Genomic DNA, 18,545 nt, shown 5'->3' with positions numbered 1-18,545 from the left:
TCATCTACGGACTATTTCAATGAATTCCTTAAGACAAACGATTCATTTATTTCCTTAGATCCCACTATATTCATTCCATATTTTTCTCTCCTAAATGAATCATAGTACATATTATCCTCAATACATTTATAGGTTTTTATAGGATTTTTAACAAAATCTTCTTACATTTAAATAGACATACTACTTTAATCTGTCAACTCCACCTATATTGATAAATACGAAAAAACAAATCTATTTGACGTTTCGATGACTTCTAACAGGAAAATATATACATTAAATGAAACCTGATATATCTTTAGTTTGTAAGTTGTAGTTAGTTGGCCAACTTTCCATACAATTTAATAATTTAAAATATGGGGGATCTAAAATGAATCAAGTATTAAGAAAAAGTAAGAAAAAAATGATGTATCTAGTTGGTTCACTTCTAATGTCTCTATCAATGTTTTCAACTACTAGTTTTGCAGCTACAGAAGGTGCTGTAAAAAGTGTTACAAATAGTACCTATACTGGGATTGCAGCTGATATAAATCTACCAAAATCAGTTGTTATTAAAGATGGGTATGTGAATTGGTATTTAGGTATTGGAGCATCTAAAGTTGAGGGTGGTATTTCAAAAACACCAAGTGGATATAAAGTATTTCTTAATTCAGGATATAATGAATCAGGTCAAAACAGTAAGTATTGGAACACACAATATGATACATCAATTAAAGATGGTGATCGGGTAAACCTTAAAATAATTAATAACGGAAATGGTACGGTTACTATGTATGTAAATGGAAGCCCTAGATATGCAAATCAGCCTGTATATGGCTCATTTTCTCAATACGAACCAGTAAAAATGGTTCAGGGTGTTGAAGATGCTGGACGTAATTCTTTTAGCCAGGCTAGCTTTTCAAACGTACTTCTAAGAGCAGATACATCTGGATCTACCTACAAAAGTTGGAACGTTTCAATTTCTTCCTCATTTTCAAGACACGGTACTTATGGTAACAATTTCATAGTTTATTCCCAAGTACCCTTAAGCGCAAGTCTACGCTAAAGGTGTTATATGCATAATAATGTTTTTGTGAAAAAAAGTAGTTGCACTTGCAACTACTTTTTTTATATAGGGTCCATTGTAATAGATATTCTTTCCAATATAAATACCATCTTCAACTTTTTCAAAAAACAAGCTGTTTATCTAAATGTTATGTACAAAAAAGCGTAGAAATTTTTAATTTCTACGCTTTTTATAAGTTAAACAATTCATTTACTATTACAATTCTTCAAATTCATCAATTTCACCTTTACGCTTTAAAAATAGTTCCATATCTTTATTCTCTCTTTCTATTAAACCAAGAGCATGTGTATCATCCAAGGCTAACTCTTTATATCCCCATATATAATCTATAGTTGTATCTTTGACATGTCTGTGTTCTCCACAATACCATTCTATAGGTTGTAACGCATCGGATATTTTAAATAATTCTGCTGGATACCATGATGGCATATTTTCACGTTCTCCTAAAATTAAATATGTCAACTCACCACTTTGTAACTTACATATGCCATAAACAATATACTTCTTTTTAATAACTAAGTTAAATATTTCCTCGGTTTCCTTTGCTAGATAATCTCCAGTGTTGTACAAACAAGTTACTTTCATAATAAACGCCCCTTATTTTTTATCTTTAAATTTAAAATCATCAAATTCACCAGTTTTTGTATTTTTAACATAATGCATTTCCACACCATTTACATTATGGGCCATTTTGACCCATTCGTCTTCCTTAGACCATTTAGGATCTGTCATAGGTACCCTTATTTCCTTATCTTGAGGATTTGATTTAACTTCCTTCATTGCTAGTTGCACTTCTTTTTTCAAAATAGGATTTCTATGTAAATGGAAGTCCTAGATATGTAATCAACCTGCATATGGTGCATTTTCTCATAATGAAAAAAATATTATTTTCTTATGTAAAATTACCTCAAACACCTTCCATATTTACATTTCCCACTTATACCTTACTAGTTCGTATGAGTTTCTACTTTGGGCAAATATTTCATAAAAAACAAGAAACCACCCATTTGGATGGCCTTTAAATTTACTAGTTTTAATATTTTTCTGCTACTAAAATATAATCAAAGTTATTATCTTCATTCCCTCTTACCGATGAACTTACTTCAATTTGAATGATAAATTATTAAATCAAGATTTATTATTATGCAAAATTACATTTCAATTGTAGTTGATAATCATTCTTAATGTAACTATAATGATTACACGTTGGGTGATATAAGAAAGTTATTTACGAATTAAACCTAACTACACATTTAAATACAATCGGAATGGAGATGTTATAAGGTATGAAAAAAATCATTTTAGCTGGTGCATTAGGAATTGCAGCTCTTGCAGGCACAAATCTACCAGGATTAGAAGTAACAAAAGCAAGTGCAGCTTCTATCGAGTCAAATTTATCAACAATTGAAGGGCGTGTAGTTGAGGTTACTGATAATGTTATCTCTGTTGAGTCAACAAAGTATTCAGAACCTATTAGTATCTATTTAAACTCTACACCAAATGTAAAAGTTGGTGATCAAATAAAAGCTACTGGTGCAATGATGCGTAATTTTACGGACTATATGATTGCAGAGTCAATTGAAAAGGTTCAAGGTACTGATACATTACACCAGGGAAGTTATTTAAAACATGTTTTTGCATACGAATATGAAATAGGACATGTTACAAAAGTAGATAAGTTTAAATCTGGAATAGAAGAATATAATTATGTAATTGTTCAATATACTGGAAATGACGGAAGTAAACGTAATGTTACAGTTTATTTAACACACGGGCAGAAATTTAATGTAGGTGAAAAGGTTAAAGTTCATATGGCGAACGCTGAAAGAAGTAATGAGTGGTCGATAACAGATGAGATTGAAAAAGTTAATGATTCTCAAGCATTAACTGATGATCGATGGATTTGGTCTTAATATAAAATTGTATTTTTTCTCTTATTGAAAAGAATTTTTTGTCATGGTTAATTTCTTCTGTTAGTAATATGAAGAATTGAAATATTATCCAACCAACTAAATGTATAAACCTTTTAATCGAAAAGAACTTGTAGACAAAACTACAAGTTCTTTTTACTTTTCCAAATAATAAGAGAAAGTAAACAAATATTCAAAACTTCATATTTATAAACCAATCTGTTCAAAATCGATGGTATATTCTATAGCAATATTGGTTCTTTAATGGTTGGTAAAAACTCGATACTCATAGCATAATTTAATAACAAATTGATATACTCTTGATTCGGTTCTAAACAATGTACATTCTTTAAGTATCCTTGCGTGTATAAACAAGATGGTATAGCTACTGATAGCTCTTCTACAGATTCTAATAAAGGCATTATGAGCTCTAAAGCTTTCTGTTCATCAGTAGTTAGATTCGTATTAAAAAACTTCTCTATATACTTTTCTTGTTTCGTTAACATAATATCGTATCCAAAATCTTGTAAAACATTTATAAATTGGTCCCATTTAAGTTGATTGGGATTACAAATATGCATGGTTTTATTTACTGTATTGGCCTTATAGGATAATTCAGTAATAGCTAAACTTCCATAGTCTACAGGCGTTAAATCTACATACGTATTGATTTCAGGCGCTACGCTAGATAGGCATACCCCTTTTAATAATCTATAAAATGCATTTTCATTTATATTGTATTGAAATTTACCTGTTTTAGAATTACCCACTAAATTCCCCACACGATATATCGTGGCACGAACTCCTTTTTCCATTGCTTCTCTGACCATTTTCTCGCCTTGAAACTTACTTTCTAAGTACACATTATCTAAATTTTGCCCTCTATCAAAATTAGACTCAAAGAATTCAAATTCTTTTGGATCGCTTTCAGCCTGACCTACTACACTTAAAGTCGATATATAATGAAAACGTGCATTTGTGTTCTTAGCTAATTCCAATAAGTATTTTGTAGACTGAACATTTACCTTTTGAAAATGCTCACGTTCTCCATAGTGTCTAACTTCTCCACCACAATGTATAATTGACTCTACCCTATTCTTTAAATGATCCAATTGCTTTGAATCTAGACCTAGATTCATCAAGGATAAATCTCCTTCAATTAATTCTACTCTCTCCTTCAACTTTTGGAGGATTTCTTTACCAAAATAAAAATCCATTCTTTCTTTTAACTTTGCACCAATTACTTGATCCTCATTTTTTCTTACTAAACAGTAAATAGTCGTAGATGGCAACTGTAATAACCTTTCTAAAATATGTGCTCCTAAATATCCTGTTGCCCCTGTAAGGAAAACTGTTTTTGGATAGTTCACCATATCTAACTCACATTCTTCTAATTTAGTTCTTTCATAAACAGAAGTCGTTTTCGTTTCATTTTCCATACATGCTACACTCATATTTTTCTCTTTCTTGGACGACATATCTTCCATCTCTTCAATATGAGAGGCTAATTTTTTTATTGTTCTATACTTAAAGAAATCTTGAATTTTCAAGTTAGGGTATAACGGTTTTAATTTGACTAATGCCGGCATAACTTTTAAAGAATGTCCACCCAAATTAAAGAAATCATCTTTTAAACCTATAGATTTTACGTTTAGAACTTCAGACCATACCTTTGCAATGTTTTTTTGCACTTTAGTTTGAGGTTTAAGTTTACACTCATCATTTTGCTCATAATCAAACTCTATTTCTGGTAGTTTTTCAAAATCAATTTTCCCATTCGCCGTTATTGGTATTTCTAACACATGAGAGTAATATTTAGGGATCATATATTCTGGCAATACATTTGATAAATGTAAAACTAGCTTATTTTTCTCTATCCCTATACCGTCCACTGTTTTATAATAAGCTTGCAGTAACATTCCATCTTTCGTTTGTGTTACCACAGCCTGACCTATCCCCTCAAGTTGTAACATTGCATCTTCTATTTCTCCTAATTCAATCCTGTGCCCTCTAATTTTAACCTGCTTATCTTTTCTTCCCATAAATTCTATATTTCCATTTGGTAACCATCTTGCTAAATCACCAGTTCGGTATAATCTTTTGCTATTGTCTTCTGAAAATGGTTTTGAAATAAATGCCTGTTTTGTTTTCTCTTCCTGCTTCCAATACCCTTGGGCCAATCCTACACTTTCAATATATAATTCACCCATGCCCCCTACCGGACAATGTTGCATATATGAATTCAATATATGAACCTTTGTATTAGAAATTGGAATACCAATCGGTATGCTTCCTAAAAGATTATCTTCATCTTCTAAGACTGGTATGAAATAATACATTGCTGAGACAGTTGCTTCAGTAGGGCCATACTCATTTACCAGCTGTAATTGGTTTTTAAAAGTATTTTGCCAACTTCTAATGGCATTTGTTGATGCAGCTTCCCCTCCCATTATTATAAATCTTAAAGAACGTATCTTTTTGCTATCCAGTTTAGTTAATGAAGTCGATAATTCATTGAAAAATACTGTTGGTATGTCAGAAATAGTTGCTTGTGTTTCTTGAATGGCTTGAGCATATGCGACAGTTGAATAGCGCTGTTCATCACTTAATAAATATAGTTCCGCCCCATTTAACAAGGTAGAAAAAATTTCCGATACAGAAGAATCAAAACTATGGGAATAAAACTGTGTTACTTTATCATTTGGAGAAATCTCAAATACTTCATTTCTCCATTCAACTAAATTTAATACTCCTTTATGCGTTAATAATGTACCTTTTGGTTTTCCTGTTGATCCTGAAGTATAAATTACATATGCCAAGTCATCTGGTTTATTTAAAATTGTCACATCATCATTTATAGTCGTACGATATATATCCCCTATTATTGAAACCTTATAATCACTTAAATTCAAATGACTTTTGTATTTGTTACTCGTTATAATTCTACATGCCTCACTGTCACGAACTATATAATTTATTCTATCCTCAGGGTATTTTACATCGATGGGTATATAGGCAGCACCAGCTTTTAATATTCCAAGCATTGAAACGATACTATTCATACTTCTATCTAAAAATATGGCTACCTTATCACCTCTTTTTATACCTTTTTCGAGTAAATGTTGAGCTACTTGATTAGAGCTCATATTTAATTGCCTATATGTTAAAGATTCCGTTGCAGTCGCTATAGCAATCCGATCGGGTTGTTTATCTACTTGCATATAGAATTGCTCTTGTATATTTTGAAAATAAGGATATGGTCTTTCTGTATGATTTACCTTTTTATATAGAGATTCTTCTTCCTGTGATAGAAATGAAAGATTCTCATACGCTACTGTTCGTTGATGAATAAATGCATCCAGTATAGTAAGTAAATTTTGAGTAAACCTATTAATTGACTCTTCCTTGAAAAGATTAATATCATACTCAAATGAAATCCCTACATAATCCAATCCTTCTTCAACAGCTAAAGAAATGTCAAACTTACTAATATCTTGTTTATTAGGTAACAATTGAAGCTTGTACGCATCCTGTTGCTGCAGAATATCTTTCTGATAACTAAACATAGTAGAAAAGATCGGGTTATTTCCAAAGCTTCTATCAGGATTTATTTGTTCAATTACTTTATCAAATGGGTACGATTGGTTTTGGAAAGAATTCAAACATTTTTCTCTCACTACTTGTAATAGCTGTGTTAAATTTTTCACATCATTTAATTGTGTTCTAATCGCTAAGGTATTTACAAAAAATCCTTGTATTTGTTCAAATTCTTGATGATTCCTTCCAACCACCGGTGTACCTACAATAATATCTTTTTGATCCGTGAGATAATGTAACAATTGAATATACGCTGCCAAACATAGCATATACATAGAAACATTCTCTTGTTCACATACTTGTTTCAAAGATGCTTTCATTTTATTATCTAACTTCATTTCAAATACTGTACCTTTATTTGTACTTTGATGATTTCTACTAAAATCTAAAGGAAGATTTAGCATAGGAAGAGGCGCTGTAAGTTCGGCCATCCAATAAGATTTTTCCGTATCCCACTGACCTAAATTTAACTGCTCCTGTTCCCACTTAGCATAATCTACATATCGATTAGAGATAGTTGGCAACTCGGGATTTCTACGTTTAGCAAAGGCACTATATACCTTCATTAATTCATCTAATAAATTCCTTACACTCCACTCATCTGTAATAATGTGATGTAAATTGATATATAAATAAGACTTTCTCTTATTCAGATTAAAAATCCTAATCCTAAAAAGAGGGCCCTTTTCTAAATCAAATGGAGTACGATCCGTTTGATTTATTGTTGTACGTATATATTCTTGTTGTTCTTTTTTAGACATGTGTTCAATCTCATCGTGAATCAGGTCAATCGCTATTGAGTTTAAGATGACTTGTCTAGGCTCCCCATTTCTTTCAATAAACACTGTTCGCAGCATCTCGTGTCGTTCAACTAAAAATCTTATGGTGTCTTGTAAAATATCTTTTTTCAAACTCGGCTCAATATATATGTGTAGCGGTGTATCATATACTCTATTAATGGCGTTATATTTATTTAAAAACCAGATTCTTTTTTGAGCACTTGATAACTGATAACTTTCCCGATCTGCAACTTTTAATATTTGTATCTTCTGTTCTTCCCTATCATGATTTACATCCATTAATTTATCGATGTAAGCAGATAGACTAGCAATAGTTGTATGCTCAAAAATATCTCTAATTTCAATTTTTAGATGAAACTCTTTTTGAATTTGATTTAACACTTGCACAGCAATTAATGAATGTCCCCCAAGTTTAAAAAAGTCATCATCTCTGCCGATTCTATATTTCTCTAAATTTAAAATCTCTGCCCATGTTTTTGCCAACCTTTTTTCTGTTTCACTTATCGGTGGTACATATTGCTTCTGCATGTTTTCAAGTAAATATGGGATCTGTAATTCTAATTTTTTTCTATCTAGTTTCCCGCTTGGTGATACAGGAAAACTTTCAAGGTGAAATATATAATTTGGCATCATAAAATCTGGTAAACTTTCACTTAAGAATGTTTTTAATGCCTCTTGTTTTAATTCTGTATTGTCTTTAGATAAATAAAAACTAACGATTTTGTCGTTTTGATAAGTGAATACTACAGCATCTCTCACCTCTGGATGTTTAAATAATGTTCCTTCGATTTCATCAAGCTCAATTCGATACCCACGTATTTTTACTTGATTATCTTTCCTTCCGATAAATTCTAAATTTCCATTTGGTAAAAGACGGACTAAATCCCCAGTACGATACATCTTTTTATCATGATTATAGGATTCACCAAAAGAAATAAACGACTCTTCTGTTTTTTCCTTTTGATTTAAATATCCGTTGGCAACTCCATCACCGCCAATAAATAACTCACCTACTACACCTGACGGACATAATGTATTGAACGGACTTACCACGAAAACTTCACTATTAGCAATTGGTTTACCTATTGGAATATTAGAAATTTCTTTTTGCATCTCACCATTTACTTCATACATGGTTGCACATACAGTAGTTTCAGTAGGACCATATGCATTAAGAACTGGAATCTTTAACCCTAGTTTACTTTGCCATTTACGAACTGATTCAGCAGGTAAGGTTTCCCCTCCCACAAATAAACGTTTTACAGAATTTAATTTAAGTAACATTTCTTTTGGCATATCAGCTATTAATTTAAAAAACGCAGTTGGTAAAACCACATTTGTAATACCATTCTTTTGACTTACATTTATAAATTCCTCTGCTGAACGTTTTTCGATTTCAGAAATTAAATGCATTCTTCCTCCACATAGCAAAATCGGAAATATTTCCATAATGGAGGCGTCAAAAATGATCGTTGCAAATTGTAAAAACACATCTTCTTTTCCTAAATGAAATGTATTGATTACTGAATATGATAAATTAACTACGCCTTTATGTGGTACAACGACTCCCTTTGGCAAACCTGTTGAACCTGACGTGTAGATAATATAAGCTGCATCTTCTACGGTATGTGTAGACGCAATATTTTCTATAGAATTAGCGTAATGAAAATCTTCTAGATAAATTGTATGAATCGCAAACCGTTCAACCAAATCCCTGTATTCTTTCTTCGTAATAATCATTTTACTTTCGCTATCTTTTAAGATGTATTCTATTCTTTTTTCAGGAAACTTTGGATCAATTGGTACATAAACTCCACCTGATTTTAGGATACCTAGAATCCATACAATGATATCAATCTCTCTTTCCATAGTAATACTTACACGTTGTCCCTTTTTTATATCATTTTCACGTAAATAATTCGCAATTTTGTTGGACCTTTGCTGCAATTCACAATAGCTAATAGATTTATCCCCCATTGAAATCGCTATTTGATTTGGCGATTTTAATGCTTGTAGATCGATTAATTGATCTAGTGTTTTTGAATTAGGATATGTAAGAGCATTTGAGTTCATATCTTTGTATAGACGATGATCTTTCTCTAAAAGCAAATCCAATGAATGGATAGGCTCGTTCACATTCTTCATTAGTTTTTGTAACAAATATATATATCTTTCAACTAAATCATTCATACTATCTGGTTTATATAAGGCGGAGTTATAGTCAACCTCAATTTTATTCTCTGTTTCCCCTTCATATCTCATTATTCTCCATGTCATGTTAAAAGGATTTACTCTTTTACAATCTGTTAAAACTGTGGACTCAATATCGGGAATTTTCAATTGAGGTATCCTTACCGTATTAAATGCTGTTGAATAAATCATATTATGATGTGTATTATTATTTAGATTTAAATCTCTTACTATATGTGAATATGGATTATGTTTATACTTAATAGCCAAATGAACAGATTTATTCACCTTGTTAAGTATTCTCTTAAATGTATCACCTTTTTCTATTGTTATACGTATAGGTAATGTATTAACAAAATAACCAAAAGCATTCCCTTCTTCCGTTTGTGGTCTAGTATTAATTGGAATACCTACAATAATTTCTTCAGCATTTGTCATTTGATGAAGTAAGGTACAATAAGTACTTAACATTACTCGATAAATACTTATATTATTTTTTTTAGCAAAACATTGTATTTGATAAAACAGATCGGCATCAATATTCTTGCTTATATTTTCGTTCGTATATATCGGTTCATTCATTTTATTAATAGTAGCAGGAAACTCTGTAGGAGGTAATTCACCTTGTAAATAATCTTTCCAATAGGATGATCCTTCTCTATATATTGCACTGTCAATAAAACCTTCCTCAAATTCTACAAGGCTCTTATAAGGAGATTCTAATACTAAACCCGTATTTTCTTGAAGTAATTCACAATACGTACGAGACAATTGTTGGATAAAAATTCCTAAACTACATCCATCATAAATAATGTGATGAAAAATCATATGTAAAATAAATTCATCTTCACACAATTTAATGATGTGGAATTTAAACAAAGGCCCTTCTTCTAAATTAAATTTCTCATTCACAATAGAGTCTAAAAATTTTTTAAAAATAAATTTTTGTTTTGTGTTTTTAAAAGCAGTTAAATCCTTAATTGGTGTATCAAAATCTATACTCTTTTGAATGAATTGTTTAATTTTTTCGTCCCTCTTAATAAATAGTGTACGTAGCGCCGGATGAGATTGCACTATTAAAGTAAGCGCTTTCCTTAAGGTCTCTATTTGAAGACTTCCTTTTAGCTTTATGATGATGGGTTCATTGTTCATTCCTTTTTCTAATTCCATTTGATGAGCTATCCATAATGCTTCTTGCCCTACTGTTGCATCAAATTCTTCTACAATTTCATATTGCTTTTGTATTTCTTTCATATGAATTTCTCCTTTTATAAATATTTAAAAGCGGATAATATTTACATTTACAACTATATGTACAGATTCTGCGATTTGTAAATATATATATTCCGACTAAATTCAACATTTAATTCACTTAATGTATAGTTATTAAAATTATGAATAAAATTCATATCTATGCCGTAAAAGTTTATACTTTTATTCAATTCAAGCATAAAAAATCATTTCACTAATAATTCTAATTTCTTTTTATACAGTAATCTTACATATTTTATTAAAGGAAATAGCCTAATTTATACTCCGAAAATAAATTCAAGAATATTCCAACTGGCCACTATATATACTTCTAATAAAATAAACTGTAAAGGAGGAGTCCGTACATAATGGAATATAGATTATTAGGTAACACGGGATTAATAGTCTCAGAGGTAGGGTTCGGTTCTTGGGCAATTGGTGGAGATGAATGGGGAACAGTAAAAGATAATGAATCCATTGATGCAATTGAGAAAGCAATCGACTTAGGGGTTAATTTTATTGACACTGCTGACGTTTATGGACTAGGTCATAGTGAAACACTCGTTGCAAAAGCTATAAATAATCGCAGGAAAGATATAATCCTTTCTACAAAAGGTGGTTTAATTGGTCATCATTATGACCCCAATCAACCAGCCGTTTATGGAGATCCTCAAAAGATCATTGATGCGTTTGAGGCTAGTTTACTACGACTTAAAACGGATTATATAGATGTGTACTTTTGTCATATTTGGTGGGATAAACCTGAAGAAACAGAAGCCTTTCTACAAGCTTTCCAAACCTTAAAAAAATCTGGAAAAGTGAGAGCTGTTGGCGTTTCTACTAATGATTTAGATTATATAAAACATTTTAATCAGAATAATGATTTAGATGTCGTACAATTCGATTATAGTATTTTGAATAAAGAACCTGAAAAAGATATTCTTCCTTATATTGAAAAACATAATTTAGGTGCTGTGATAAGAGGTCCACTTAAGATGGGAATTTTAACTGGGAAATTTAATCATGAAACTCAATTTCCAGACGATGATTTAAGAAAAGATTGGCCAAAAGAAAAGTGGTTTAAAGATAGCTTAAACACAGTAGAGAAATTACGTTCACTTTTACGTTCAAATCGAAATTTAGCGCAAGTTGCTTTACGTTATGTTTTAAGTCACGCAGCCGTTTCAGTTGCTATTCCTGGTGCAAAAAATTCTACTCAGGTTGAAGAAAATTCTTCACACTTAACTCGTCCATTATTATTAGATAATGAAATTGAATTCATTAAAAAGCTTTGATCAGATCATTATTCACCTACAAAAATTATGCTGATTCTTCTACCAAATCCATACTACTACTTCTTCTCAACTAGAACATATTTTTAACACTTCCACCCTATTTTTTTCTCTTTCTCCAATAATATCTACAGTTTATAAGGTAGTTGAGCTCTTATATTCAACTACCTTATAATATTTCTACATTAGAGTAAATTATCTACTACATTAGTTGAATACATGCTAGGGCAACATCCAAACCGAATAAACAATTAATTCAGAAATATTTTTAGAAACTTCATTATCTCAAAATTACTTTTTTAAAATAAATCAAAAAATTTTTCTTTACTTTAAATTCCATAGTTCATATAATCTTCTATGGAATTACATTTTTTTCTAAATAGCTCCTCATTTCTAAGTGTTCGAAAGGGCAATTACAAATTATTATACCCTTATGTTTAACCAAGTAAAATAAAAATCCAGTTTTTTACAAGGAGAAGTGACTGCATGCAAGATATTTTAAAATTATTTCCGAGCGTTGACGGAAATGAAGAAAAACAACAACTTTTATTAGAATCTATGCAGAAAATAATTAAAAATCTTGACCGATTAAAAAATGAAGAGCGAGCTACTTTAGGTAAATGTGAGGAAAAATCCGAAGGATACTACAATGGCTTAATTCACCAAAGTCATATTCCACTAGCTGGAATCACTATGTCTGAGGTTATAGAAGAGCTAAACCAATTTATGAATGGTCATCCTTATCCAAATAAATATTACTTGTCTAACGCTGTACCACTACCAAGTATACCTTCACTATTAGGTGTAATAACCATGGCCCTTTTAAATGGTAATGGTGTTTGGGATGTATATGGTCCAGGGGCAGCTGAAGCAGAAGTAAAAGTTGTATCCATGCTTTCAAAACTGATTGGTTATAATCCGCATAATAGCGGTGGTTATACAACATGGGGTGGACAAGGATGCGTATTTTCGAGCTTGCGCTTAGCAATTTCTAAACAATTCCCATCAGCAAAAGAACATGGCGCTCCACAAAATGTATATTGCTTTGCTTCTGAAAATGCACATTATAGTTTATTAAAGTCAGCTGAAGCAACTGGCATCGGATCAAATCACTTAATAAAAGTGAAAACTGATCCATATACAAATTCTATGGATATAGAAGATTTAGAGAATAAAATGATACAGGTTATTAAAAATGGCGGTATCCCCCTCTATATTCTAGCTACTATGGGGTCAACAGATACATTTACCATTGATGATATAAAAAGAATTAAAGAGAGCGCTGAAACAATACAGAAAAAATATAAATTAAAGCCTATTTATATCCATGCTGATTCTGCAATGGGCGGATTCTATAGCTTCTTTAATAATTATAATTTTGAAGAAAATCCACTCTCATTTGAACCTAATGTAAAAAATGCCTTACAATACGTACAAGATAAAATGCAATATATGTCCCTTGCAGATAGTGTATGTTTTGATTTTCATAAATTAGGACAAACACCTTATGCTTCAAGTATTTTAATCGTAAAAAATCATACTGATTTACAACTGATGGACATTGAACAAGATGACACACCTTATCTTGGTAATAGGTCATATGGAAGTTATCATACAGGCTATACCTTAGAATGTTCACGAGCTGGTAGTGCTATTCCCATGTATATCAATCTATTAGCCTTTGGAATTGAAGGATATCAAAAATTATTAGCAAATTATATTCGTGTAAATCTATTATTTAGAGAGAAGTTGCGCAAGGCCCTGCCTCAAGTCGCAATCACAAATGATTTTACATTTGGGCCAATTACAACTTTCCGTTTCTATATGAATGGAGATGGCCAAGAAAATTGGGAAAAAGAACGAATAGGCCTTGCAACAAAGGAAGAAATTGAGGATACAAACCGATTAAATATAGAACTATTTAATTACCTAGGAAAAAATCGCGATCAAGTATTTTTTGGTGATACAACTCGTTCTTGTGTAGTAGATGTAATAAACAGTTATGATAGAAATCCGATTTCTACATTAAAATTCTTTTCTATCTCTCCATATACAACTGTTGAATGTATAGATGAGATCGTAGAATTTCTTTATGAACATATTTCGATTGCTACTAAACAGATTCATTCATATGTTTCATAACCATATTTGTTAGCGCTTTAATAGTTAAACTTAACTAGATGAAATAAAATTTTTAATCCTTTTAATTACTATTCACTATATCAGGAAAGAGGAAAAACATATGAATATAGAGCTACTTGATACACACCACGTGAAAGATGCAGCACATTTACTTGCACATTCTTTTGTGAAGAATGAACCTCTTGTAAGCAGTTTACAAATTCCTTTTGCTCCTTTTCACAAAATGTGCGAAGAAATGATGAAACAAGCTGTATCTCAAGCTATGTCATTTGTAGCAATAGAAAATTTTCAAATTGTTGGAGTTCTTTTAACAAAAAAAGTAACCCAGCCACTAATAGATACAGAGAAAGCGATTGAACTATGCCCGCAAATGGAACCTATTTTTCAACTTTTAGATACATTAGAGACAGAATCTATTGAGTTTTCTCATTTAGATAAAGAAAAATTGGTCTATCTAGATATGGGCGCTTGTCATCCAGATTGGATGGGAAGTGGGATAATCACCACCCTTCTTTCACATGCCATTCAAGAGATAAGTAAAAAAGATTTTGATTTTATTGCTGCTTGTACAAATAAAATTTCTCAAAAAATCCTAAAAAAACTGTGTACGACCTATGAAATGAATGAAATAGTGTATAGTAATTTTCTTTATAAGGAAGCATACCCATTTGCTAACACAACAACTTCCTTAGCAGCTCAATTACTATATATACCTCAATCCCAATTCGTCATCAAGGCTATATAAATTTGTGAAGAAGACTAGCTGTACTTTTGTACAGCTGCTTTTTTATATAGAGTAAATTAGTAATAGATATTCTTACATAAGTGATACCTTTTACAATTTAACTTCTTCGAATTCAATAGCCACTTTCTCAGCATGCCTTATTTCTCTGCTTAGCCTACCTAAAGATCCCCTTCTATTTATTTCAACATGTTTCATCATGCTTTAATTTCATATGCTCCATTATTTCATCTATACAAGTAACTTAAATACTTTTCCCTATTCTAATGTCTAATCTTTTACTTTTTAAGTAACGAGTGATACACATCTTCCCACTCTTAAATACTTTAAAATTTATTACCTAATAGCCCCTTAACAATCCCTGTAATTCTTACAATTCTCTTTCATTTTGTTTATCTATTCATTTATCCCCCATATCCTATATCTACCTAATCTTCCCCAAAGAATCCAATGTAAAATTTATGATAAAAGGAAACAACCGTATCATATGTAGATTATTTAAGGGAAAAGAGTGAGAATTACTGGATTTCTCTTTCTTTTCATCCTTTTTAGAAGCTCTTTAAAGTCTAATTCTATTACATTCCTGCTAGGTAACATGTCTACTAATCATTAACAATTTGTATAGCTATATAAAGACTCTACTAAACCATTAAAGGAATCTCCTTTCCCCTATCGAATTATTGTAGAGGAAAGGAGAGGAATACATGGAAATTCTGGGATTAGATCCTCGCGCATTAGCGACTTTAGGTGCACTTGAATACACCAATCGTCGCAATAAATTAATCGAAGACTCGGAGAGTAACATATACGAGTGTAAAGAAATAAAAGAAATACTTCAATCACTCCCTAAAGAGAAGCAGATTGAGGTTCTTGAGAATCAAGCTCACTTTGAAGCTGTGGCAAAGATGATTGAACAAAACAATTTAATTCTTTTAGAACAGATGAAAGCTCTACAGCTAATTCAGAAATAACAAACTTATGATTAATTAATTCTACATATGCTTCTATATATAATGTCTCTTTATCTATACTACCAGCCTCTGTTTTTACAGGGGCTTTTGTTATGCGTTGATTCATATTTTGAATTTGAATGGTTTCTTTCACATGTATGAATAGATCTTCTAACAAACCTGATGTAGACTCTAATTCCTGCTTTTCAATTTCCTCTGTGACGGCACTGATAAATTCCCATAGTACTTTTGCACCTAGTAGTTCTGCTAAACGTTTTTCACGCATTTCAAATGTTTTCATGTTCATATTAAACACTTCCCTTCTCTAATATTTTTTTAAAAATAAGTAATAATTTATTTCGTTTTAGGAAAACAATATAGAAATTAAATTCTCCCTCTCGAAATTACACGTATCGTGACACTAATCTTCAAAAAAAAGAGTCCAATCAAAATTTAGTACGTTAGCTATATTCTTTGCGACAGGAACACTTGGATTTCTTTCACCACTTTCAATCATTGCATACATACTTCTAGATATTCTTGCCTTATATGCAATACAATCTTGTGTTTTCTCTTTATTTTTACGTTTTTCTAATAACCAAAACCTCATTATTTCCTCCTTTCATTGTCACAAAATGTGTAATTAATAATTATACTACACAATAACAAGTATGAAATCAACGTTTTTTACACATTTCGTGTACTTTGTTAAATGTTACATATTGTGACGTTATAATTGATATAGAAAACACCTAAAAGGAGGTAGCATATGTTTGGCACTAGACTACACACTCTTCGAAAAGAACGCAAACTGCGTCAAGAAGACATGGCAAATCAACTAGGGATTGCTCGAACTACATATGCAATGTATGAACAAGGAAATCGAGAACCTGATTATAATACATTGATAAAATTAGCGACTTTCTTTGAAGTATCAATTGATTACCTCCTCGGTACAACTGAAATGAGACAAGTTACAGACATACAAGATCCTGAGCTTTATCAATGGTTTGAAGATATAAAAAATGCGACTCCTCAAAAGCGAGAGGAATTAAAGAAGTTTTGGGAATTTATAATACAGAAGGAAGATTAATATATCAAAAAGACCGCCATCTTAATAAGGTTGCGGTCGCTGGTTCGAACCCAAACGAGATTATACCGTCCCCTCCTTGATATTCAAGATGGATTCTTATGTATAACAATGGAACAGCTCTTTTAAGGGGGAAAATTCCATTTGACTTAAGATTCTTTTCGATATTTAACTAATACTTGTTCTAAACGTTTACGTTCACCTTAGGCGCATTCTTTTCTAAAGCTATTTCCATTGCTTTGAGAACAAGTTGTACATTCAAATCTTCAATCCCCGCATTATTCCCTTCAGCCACAAATGGTTTACTAACTCCAAAGTTTGCTCGTTGAATGCTATTGGATTTTCTTCTACTACTTTTCTATCACTTGAGCAGCTTACTACTTCTTTTTCCTTCATATCAAAAGCCTTTAAGGTAATTTTGCTCGCTTTAGGTTAGAGCTATCTTGTTAGTTTATTAGGCATAGATCCTTTTTTCTTATCCTATATTTCTGACCTTTTAATCTGTCCATTTCCACGAATCACATATTATGAATATATTTATAAATCAACCTTACAAATAAAAAAGAATAAGAAGATCTATGCGAATAAACGCTTTAGAATCTTCCTATTCCTCCATACACACCCTTAAAAATAGTTAGCTTATTGCTTTGTATTAGATAATCCCCTTTTTCAATAAACTTACATAACTATTATCTCCAATGATGACATGATCTAAAAGAGGTATACCAATAATGTTTCCACACTTCTTTAATCTCTTAGTTACTTCAACATCTTCATGAGACTCCATACTATGTCCTGATGGATGGTTATGAAAACATATGATTGAAGATGCATTGTTTAATATTGCTGTGCGGAACGTCTCGCGTGGATGGACTAACGATGAATCGACAGTTCCTTCAAACACAATGCTACATCCAATAATTTCATTCTTTGTATTTAAGTTAAATACACCAAAAATTTCATTCGGTCTTGATTCTATATCGAATATAATCTGTGCAAAGCGTACAGCATCCGCTGGACAAGTGATTTTCTTTTTCTCAATATCATAAATACGATTACTGTCTTTTACCAGCTTTACAGATTGAACCATAATTTTCTTACCCATGTCCTTCTCCTTTCGAAATAAAAAAGACGAGACTGCTCCTCTCATCTTTTTTCAACTTCTTTTGTATTTTGAAATTCAAAATTCTTATTTCCCCACTACAATTCTTAATAATTTAAGATAATCTATCACATCCTTGTTAGTTGATTACTTGTCCTATTCCTACAACGCAAAAAAACCTTCCAGGAATACATTCATATTACAAATTAGCGTATATGTTTTATACACTTCCTTGTAATGAATCGTAAACCCGAAAGGTTTGTGGTTATTTAGGAATGATTAAAAAGGAAAAATTTTCTTGAACTTATTATATAATAAGTTCATTTCTATTTCAATTAAAACAAACTAAATATTCATACTTTTCCAAAGGAGATTTGATTTCTATATTAAAAGACACCCATATTCAATTGAGTGTC

General features: G+C 31.3%; 12 protein-coding genes and 1 pseudogene. 6 read left to right on the top strand and 7 right to left on the bottom strand.

The window, feature by feature from the left end; all coding sequences use genetic code 11:
* Window positions 1-367: 367 nt before the first annotated feature.
* Entirely contained in the window at window positions 368-1,042 is a 675-nt protein-coding gene (locus tag DOS87_RS12910; RefSeq protein WP_086391295.1) for a hypothetical protein, read from the top strand.
* A 216-nt stretch (window positions 1,043-1,258) separates the two neighbouring features.
* On the opposite strand, the gene DOS87_RS12905 is transcribed toward DOS87_RS12910, so the two are convergent.
* Window positions 1,259-1,648, bottom strand: a complete 390-nt coding sequence (locus DOS87_RS12905; protein ID WP_086391294.1) for a hypothetical protein — start codon at window positions 1,646-1,648, stop codon at window positions 1,259-1,261.
* Window positions 1,649-1,660: 12 nt separating this feature from the next.
* On the bottom strand, window positions 1,661-1,867 hold the full coding sequence (locus tag DOS87_RS12900) for a hypothetical protein (RefSeq protein WP_241669944.1): 207 nt from the start codon (window positions 1,865-1,867) through the stop codon (window positions 1,661-1,663).
* A gap of 482 nt (window positions 1,868-2,349) precedes the next feature.
* On the opposite strand from DOS87_RS12900, the gene DOS87_RS12895 reads away from it, so the two are divergent.
* Entirely contained in the window at window positions 2,350-2,976 is a 627-nt protein-coding gene (locus DOS87_RS12895) for a F0F1 ATP synthase subunit alpha (RefSeq protein WP_000720470.1), read from the top strand.
* A 239-nt stretch (window positions 2,977-3,215) separates the two neighbouring features.
* Here DOS87_RS12895 and DOS87_RS12890 read toward each other — a convergent pair whose 3' ends face one another.
* Complete coding sequence (locus tag DOS87_RS12890; RefSeq protein ID WP_208730330.1) at window positions 3,216-10,814, bottom strand: non-ribosomal peptide synthetase; 7,599 nt, start codon at window positions 10,812-10,814, stop codon at window positions 3,216-3,218.
* A gap of 365 nt (window positions 10,815-11,179) precedes the next feature.
* Here DOS87_RS12890 and DOS87_RS12885 point away from each other — a divergent pair, with 365 nt between their 5' ends.
* The 3 genes from DOS87_RS12885 to DOS87_RS12875 all read left to right on the top strand — a co-directional run bounded on the left by DOS87_RS12885 (window position 11,180) and on the right by DOS87_RS12875 (window position 14,990).
* On the top strand, window positions 11,180-12,106 hold the full coding sequence (locus tag DOS87_RS12885; RefSeq protein ID WP_137070341.1) for an aldo/keto reductase: 927 nt from the start codon (window positions 11,180-11,182) through the stop codon (window positions 12,104-12,106).
* A gap of 483 nt (window positions 12,107-12,589) precedes the next feature.
* Window positions 12,590-14,245: a pyridoxal phosphate-dependent decarboxylase family protein gene (locus DOS87_RS12880; protein WP_208730329.1), complete on the top strand. Its 1,656-nt coding sequence runs from the start codon at window positions 12,590-12,592 to the stop codon at window positions 14,243-14,245.
* Between the two features lie 100 nt (window positions 14,246-14,345).
* Complete coding sequence (locus DOS87_RS12875; RefSeq protein ID WP_208730328.1) at window positions 14,346-14,990, top strand: GNAT family N-acetyltransferase; 645 nt, start codon at window positions 14,346-14,348, stop codon at window positions 14,988-14,990.
* 843 nt (window positions 14,991-15,833) lie between these two features.
* Here DOS87_RS12875 and DOS87_RS12870 read toward each other — a convergent pair.
* Window positions 15,834-16,244: a hypothetical protein gene (locus DOS87_RS12870; protein ID WP_208730327.1), complete on the bottom strand. Its 411-nt coding sequence runs from the start codon at window positions 16,242-16,244 to the stop codon at window positions 15,834-15,836.
* A gap of 114 nt (window positions 16,245-16,358) precedes the next feature.
* Window positions 16,359-16,547 (bottom strand): helix-turn-helix transcriptional regulator, encoded by a 189-nt coding sequence (locus DOS87_RS12865; RefSeq protein ID WP_098330979.1) that lies wholly within the window; start codon window positions 16,545-16,547, stop codon window positions 16,359-16,361.
* Window positions 16,548-16,706: 159 nt separating this feature from the next.
* On the opposite strand from DOS87_RS12865, the gene DOS87_RS12860 reads away from it, so the two are divergent.
* Window positions 16,707-17,030, top strand: coding sequence for a helix-turn-helix domain-containing protein (locus tag DOS87_RS12860; protein ID WP_000468121.1), 324 nt, complete (start codon window positions 16,707-16,709; stop codon window positions 17,028-17,030).
* A 193-nt stretch (window positions 17,031-17,223) separates the two neighbouring features.
* Here the strand turns inward: DOS87_RS12860 and DOS87_RS30145 are convergent.
* Together DOS87_RS30145 and DOS87_RS12855 are read right to left on the bottom strand one after the other, a co-directional pair.
* A pseudogene (locus DOS87_RS30145) lies at window positions 17,224-17,417 on the bottom strand (replication protein); the annotation flags it as partial.
* A 262-nt stretch (window positions 17,418-17,679) separates the two neighbouring features.
* A complete protein-coding gene (locus DOS87_RS12855; protein ID WP_097814354.1) occupies window positions 17,680-18,132 on the bottom strand; it encodes a JAB domain-containing protein in 453 nt (150 codons plus the stop codon).
* Window positions 18,133-18,545: the final 413 nt, after the last annotated feature.

The sequence above is a fragment of the Bacillus sp. CR71 genome (assembly GCF_003429245.1).
In the GTDB taxonomy this organism is placed as follows: Bacteria; Bacillota; Bacilli; order Bacillales; family Bacillaceae_G; genus Bacillus_A; species Bacillus_A thuringiensis_S.
The sequence above is the reverse complement of the archived record's forward strand: the minus strand, read 5'-3'. Positions and strand labels throughout refer to the sequence as shown.

Bases quoted from the DNA above. Each gene is read 5' to 3' on its own strand.
- DOS87_RS12910 (WP_086391295.1), top strand. From the start codon at position 368: ATGAATCAAGTATTAAGAAAAAGTAAGAAAAAAATGATGTATCTAGTT.
- DOS87_RS12905 (WP_086391294.1), bottom strand. From the start codon at position 1,648: ATGAAAGTAACTTGTTTGTACAACACTGGAGATTATCTAGCAAAGGAA.
- DOS87_RS12895 (WP_000720470.1), top strand. From the start codon at position 2,350: ATGAAAAAAATCATTTTAGCTGGTGCATTAGGAATTGCAGCTCTTGCA.
- DOS87_RS12890 (WP_208730330.1), bottom strand. From the start codon at position 10,814: ATGAAAGAAATACAAAAGCAATATGAAATTGTAGAAGAATTTGATGCA.
- DOS87_RS12885 (WP_137070341.1), top strand. From the start codon at position 11,180: ATGGAATATAGATTATTAGGTAACACGGGATTAATAGTCTCAGAGGTA.
- DOS87_RS12880 (WP_208730329.1), top strand. From the start codon at position 12,590: ATGCAAGATATTTTAAAATTATTTCCGAGCGTTGACGGAAATGAAGAA.
- DOS87_RS12875 (WP_208730328.1), top strand. From the start codon at position 14,346: ATGAATATAGAGCTACTTGATACACACCACGTGAAAGATGCAGCACAT.
- DOS87_RS12870 (WP_208730327.1), bottom strand. From the start codon at position 16,244: ATGAACATGAAAACATTTGAAATGCGTGAAAAACGTTTAGCAGAACTA.
- DOS87_RS12865 (WP_098330979.1), bottom strand. From the start codon at position 16,547: ATGAGGTTTTGGTTATTAGAAAAACGTAAAAATAAAGAGAAAACACAA.
- DOS87_RS12860 (WP_000468121.1), top strand. From the start codon at position 16,707: ATGTTTGGCACTAGACTACACACTCTTCGAAAAGAACGCAAACTGCGT.
- DOS87_RS12855 (WP_097814354.1), bottom strand. From the start codon at position 18,132: ATGGGTAAGAAAATTATGGTTCAATCTGTAAAGCTGGTAAAAGACAGT.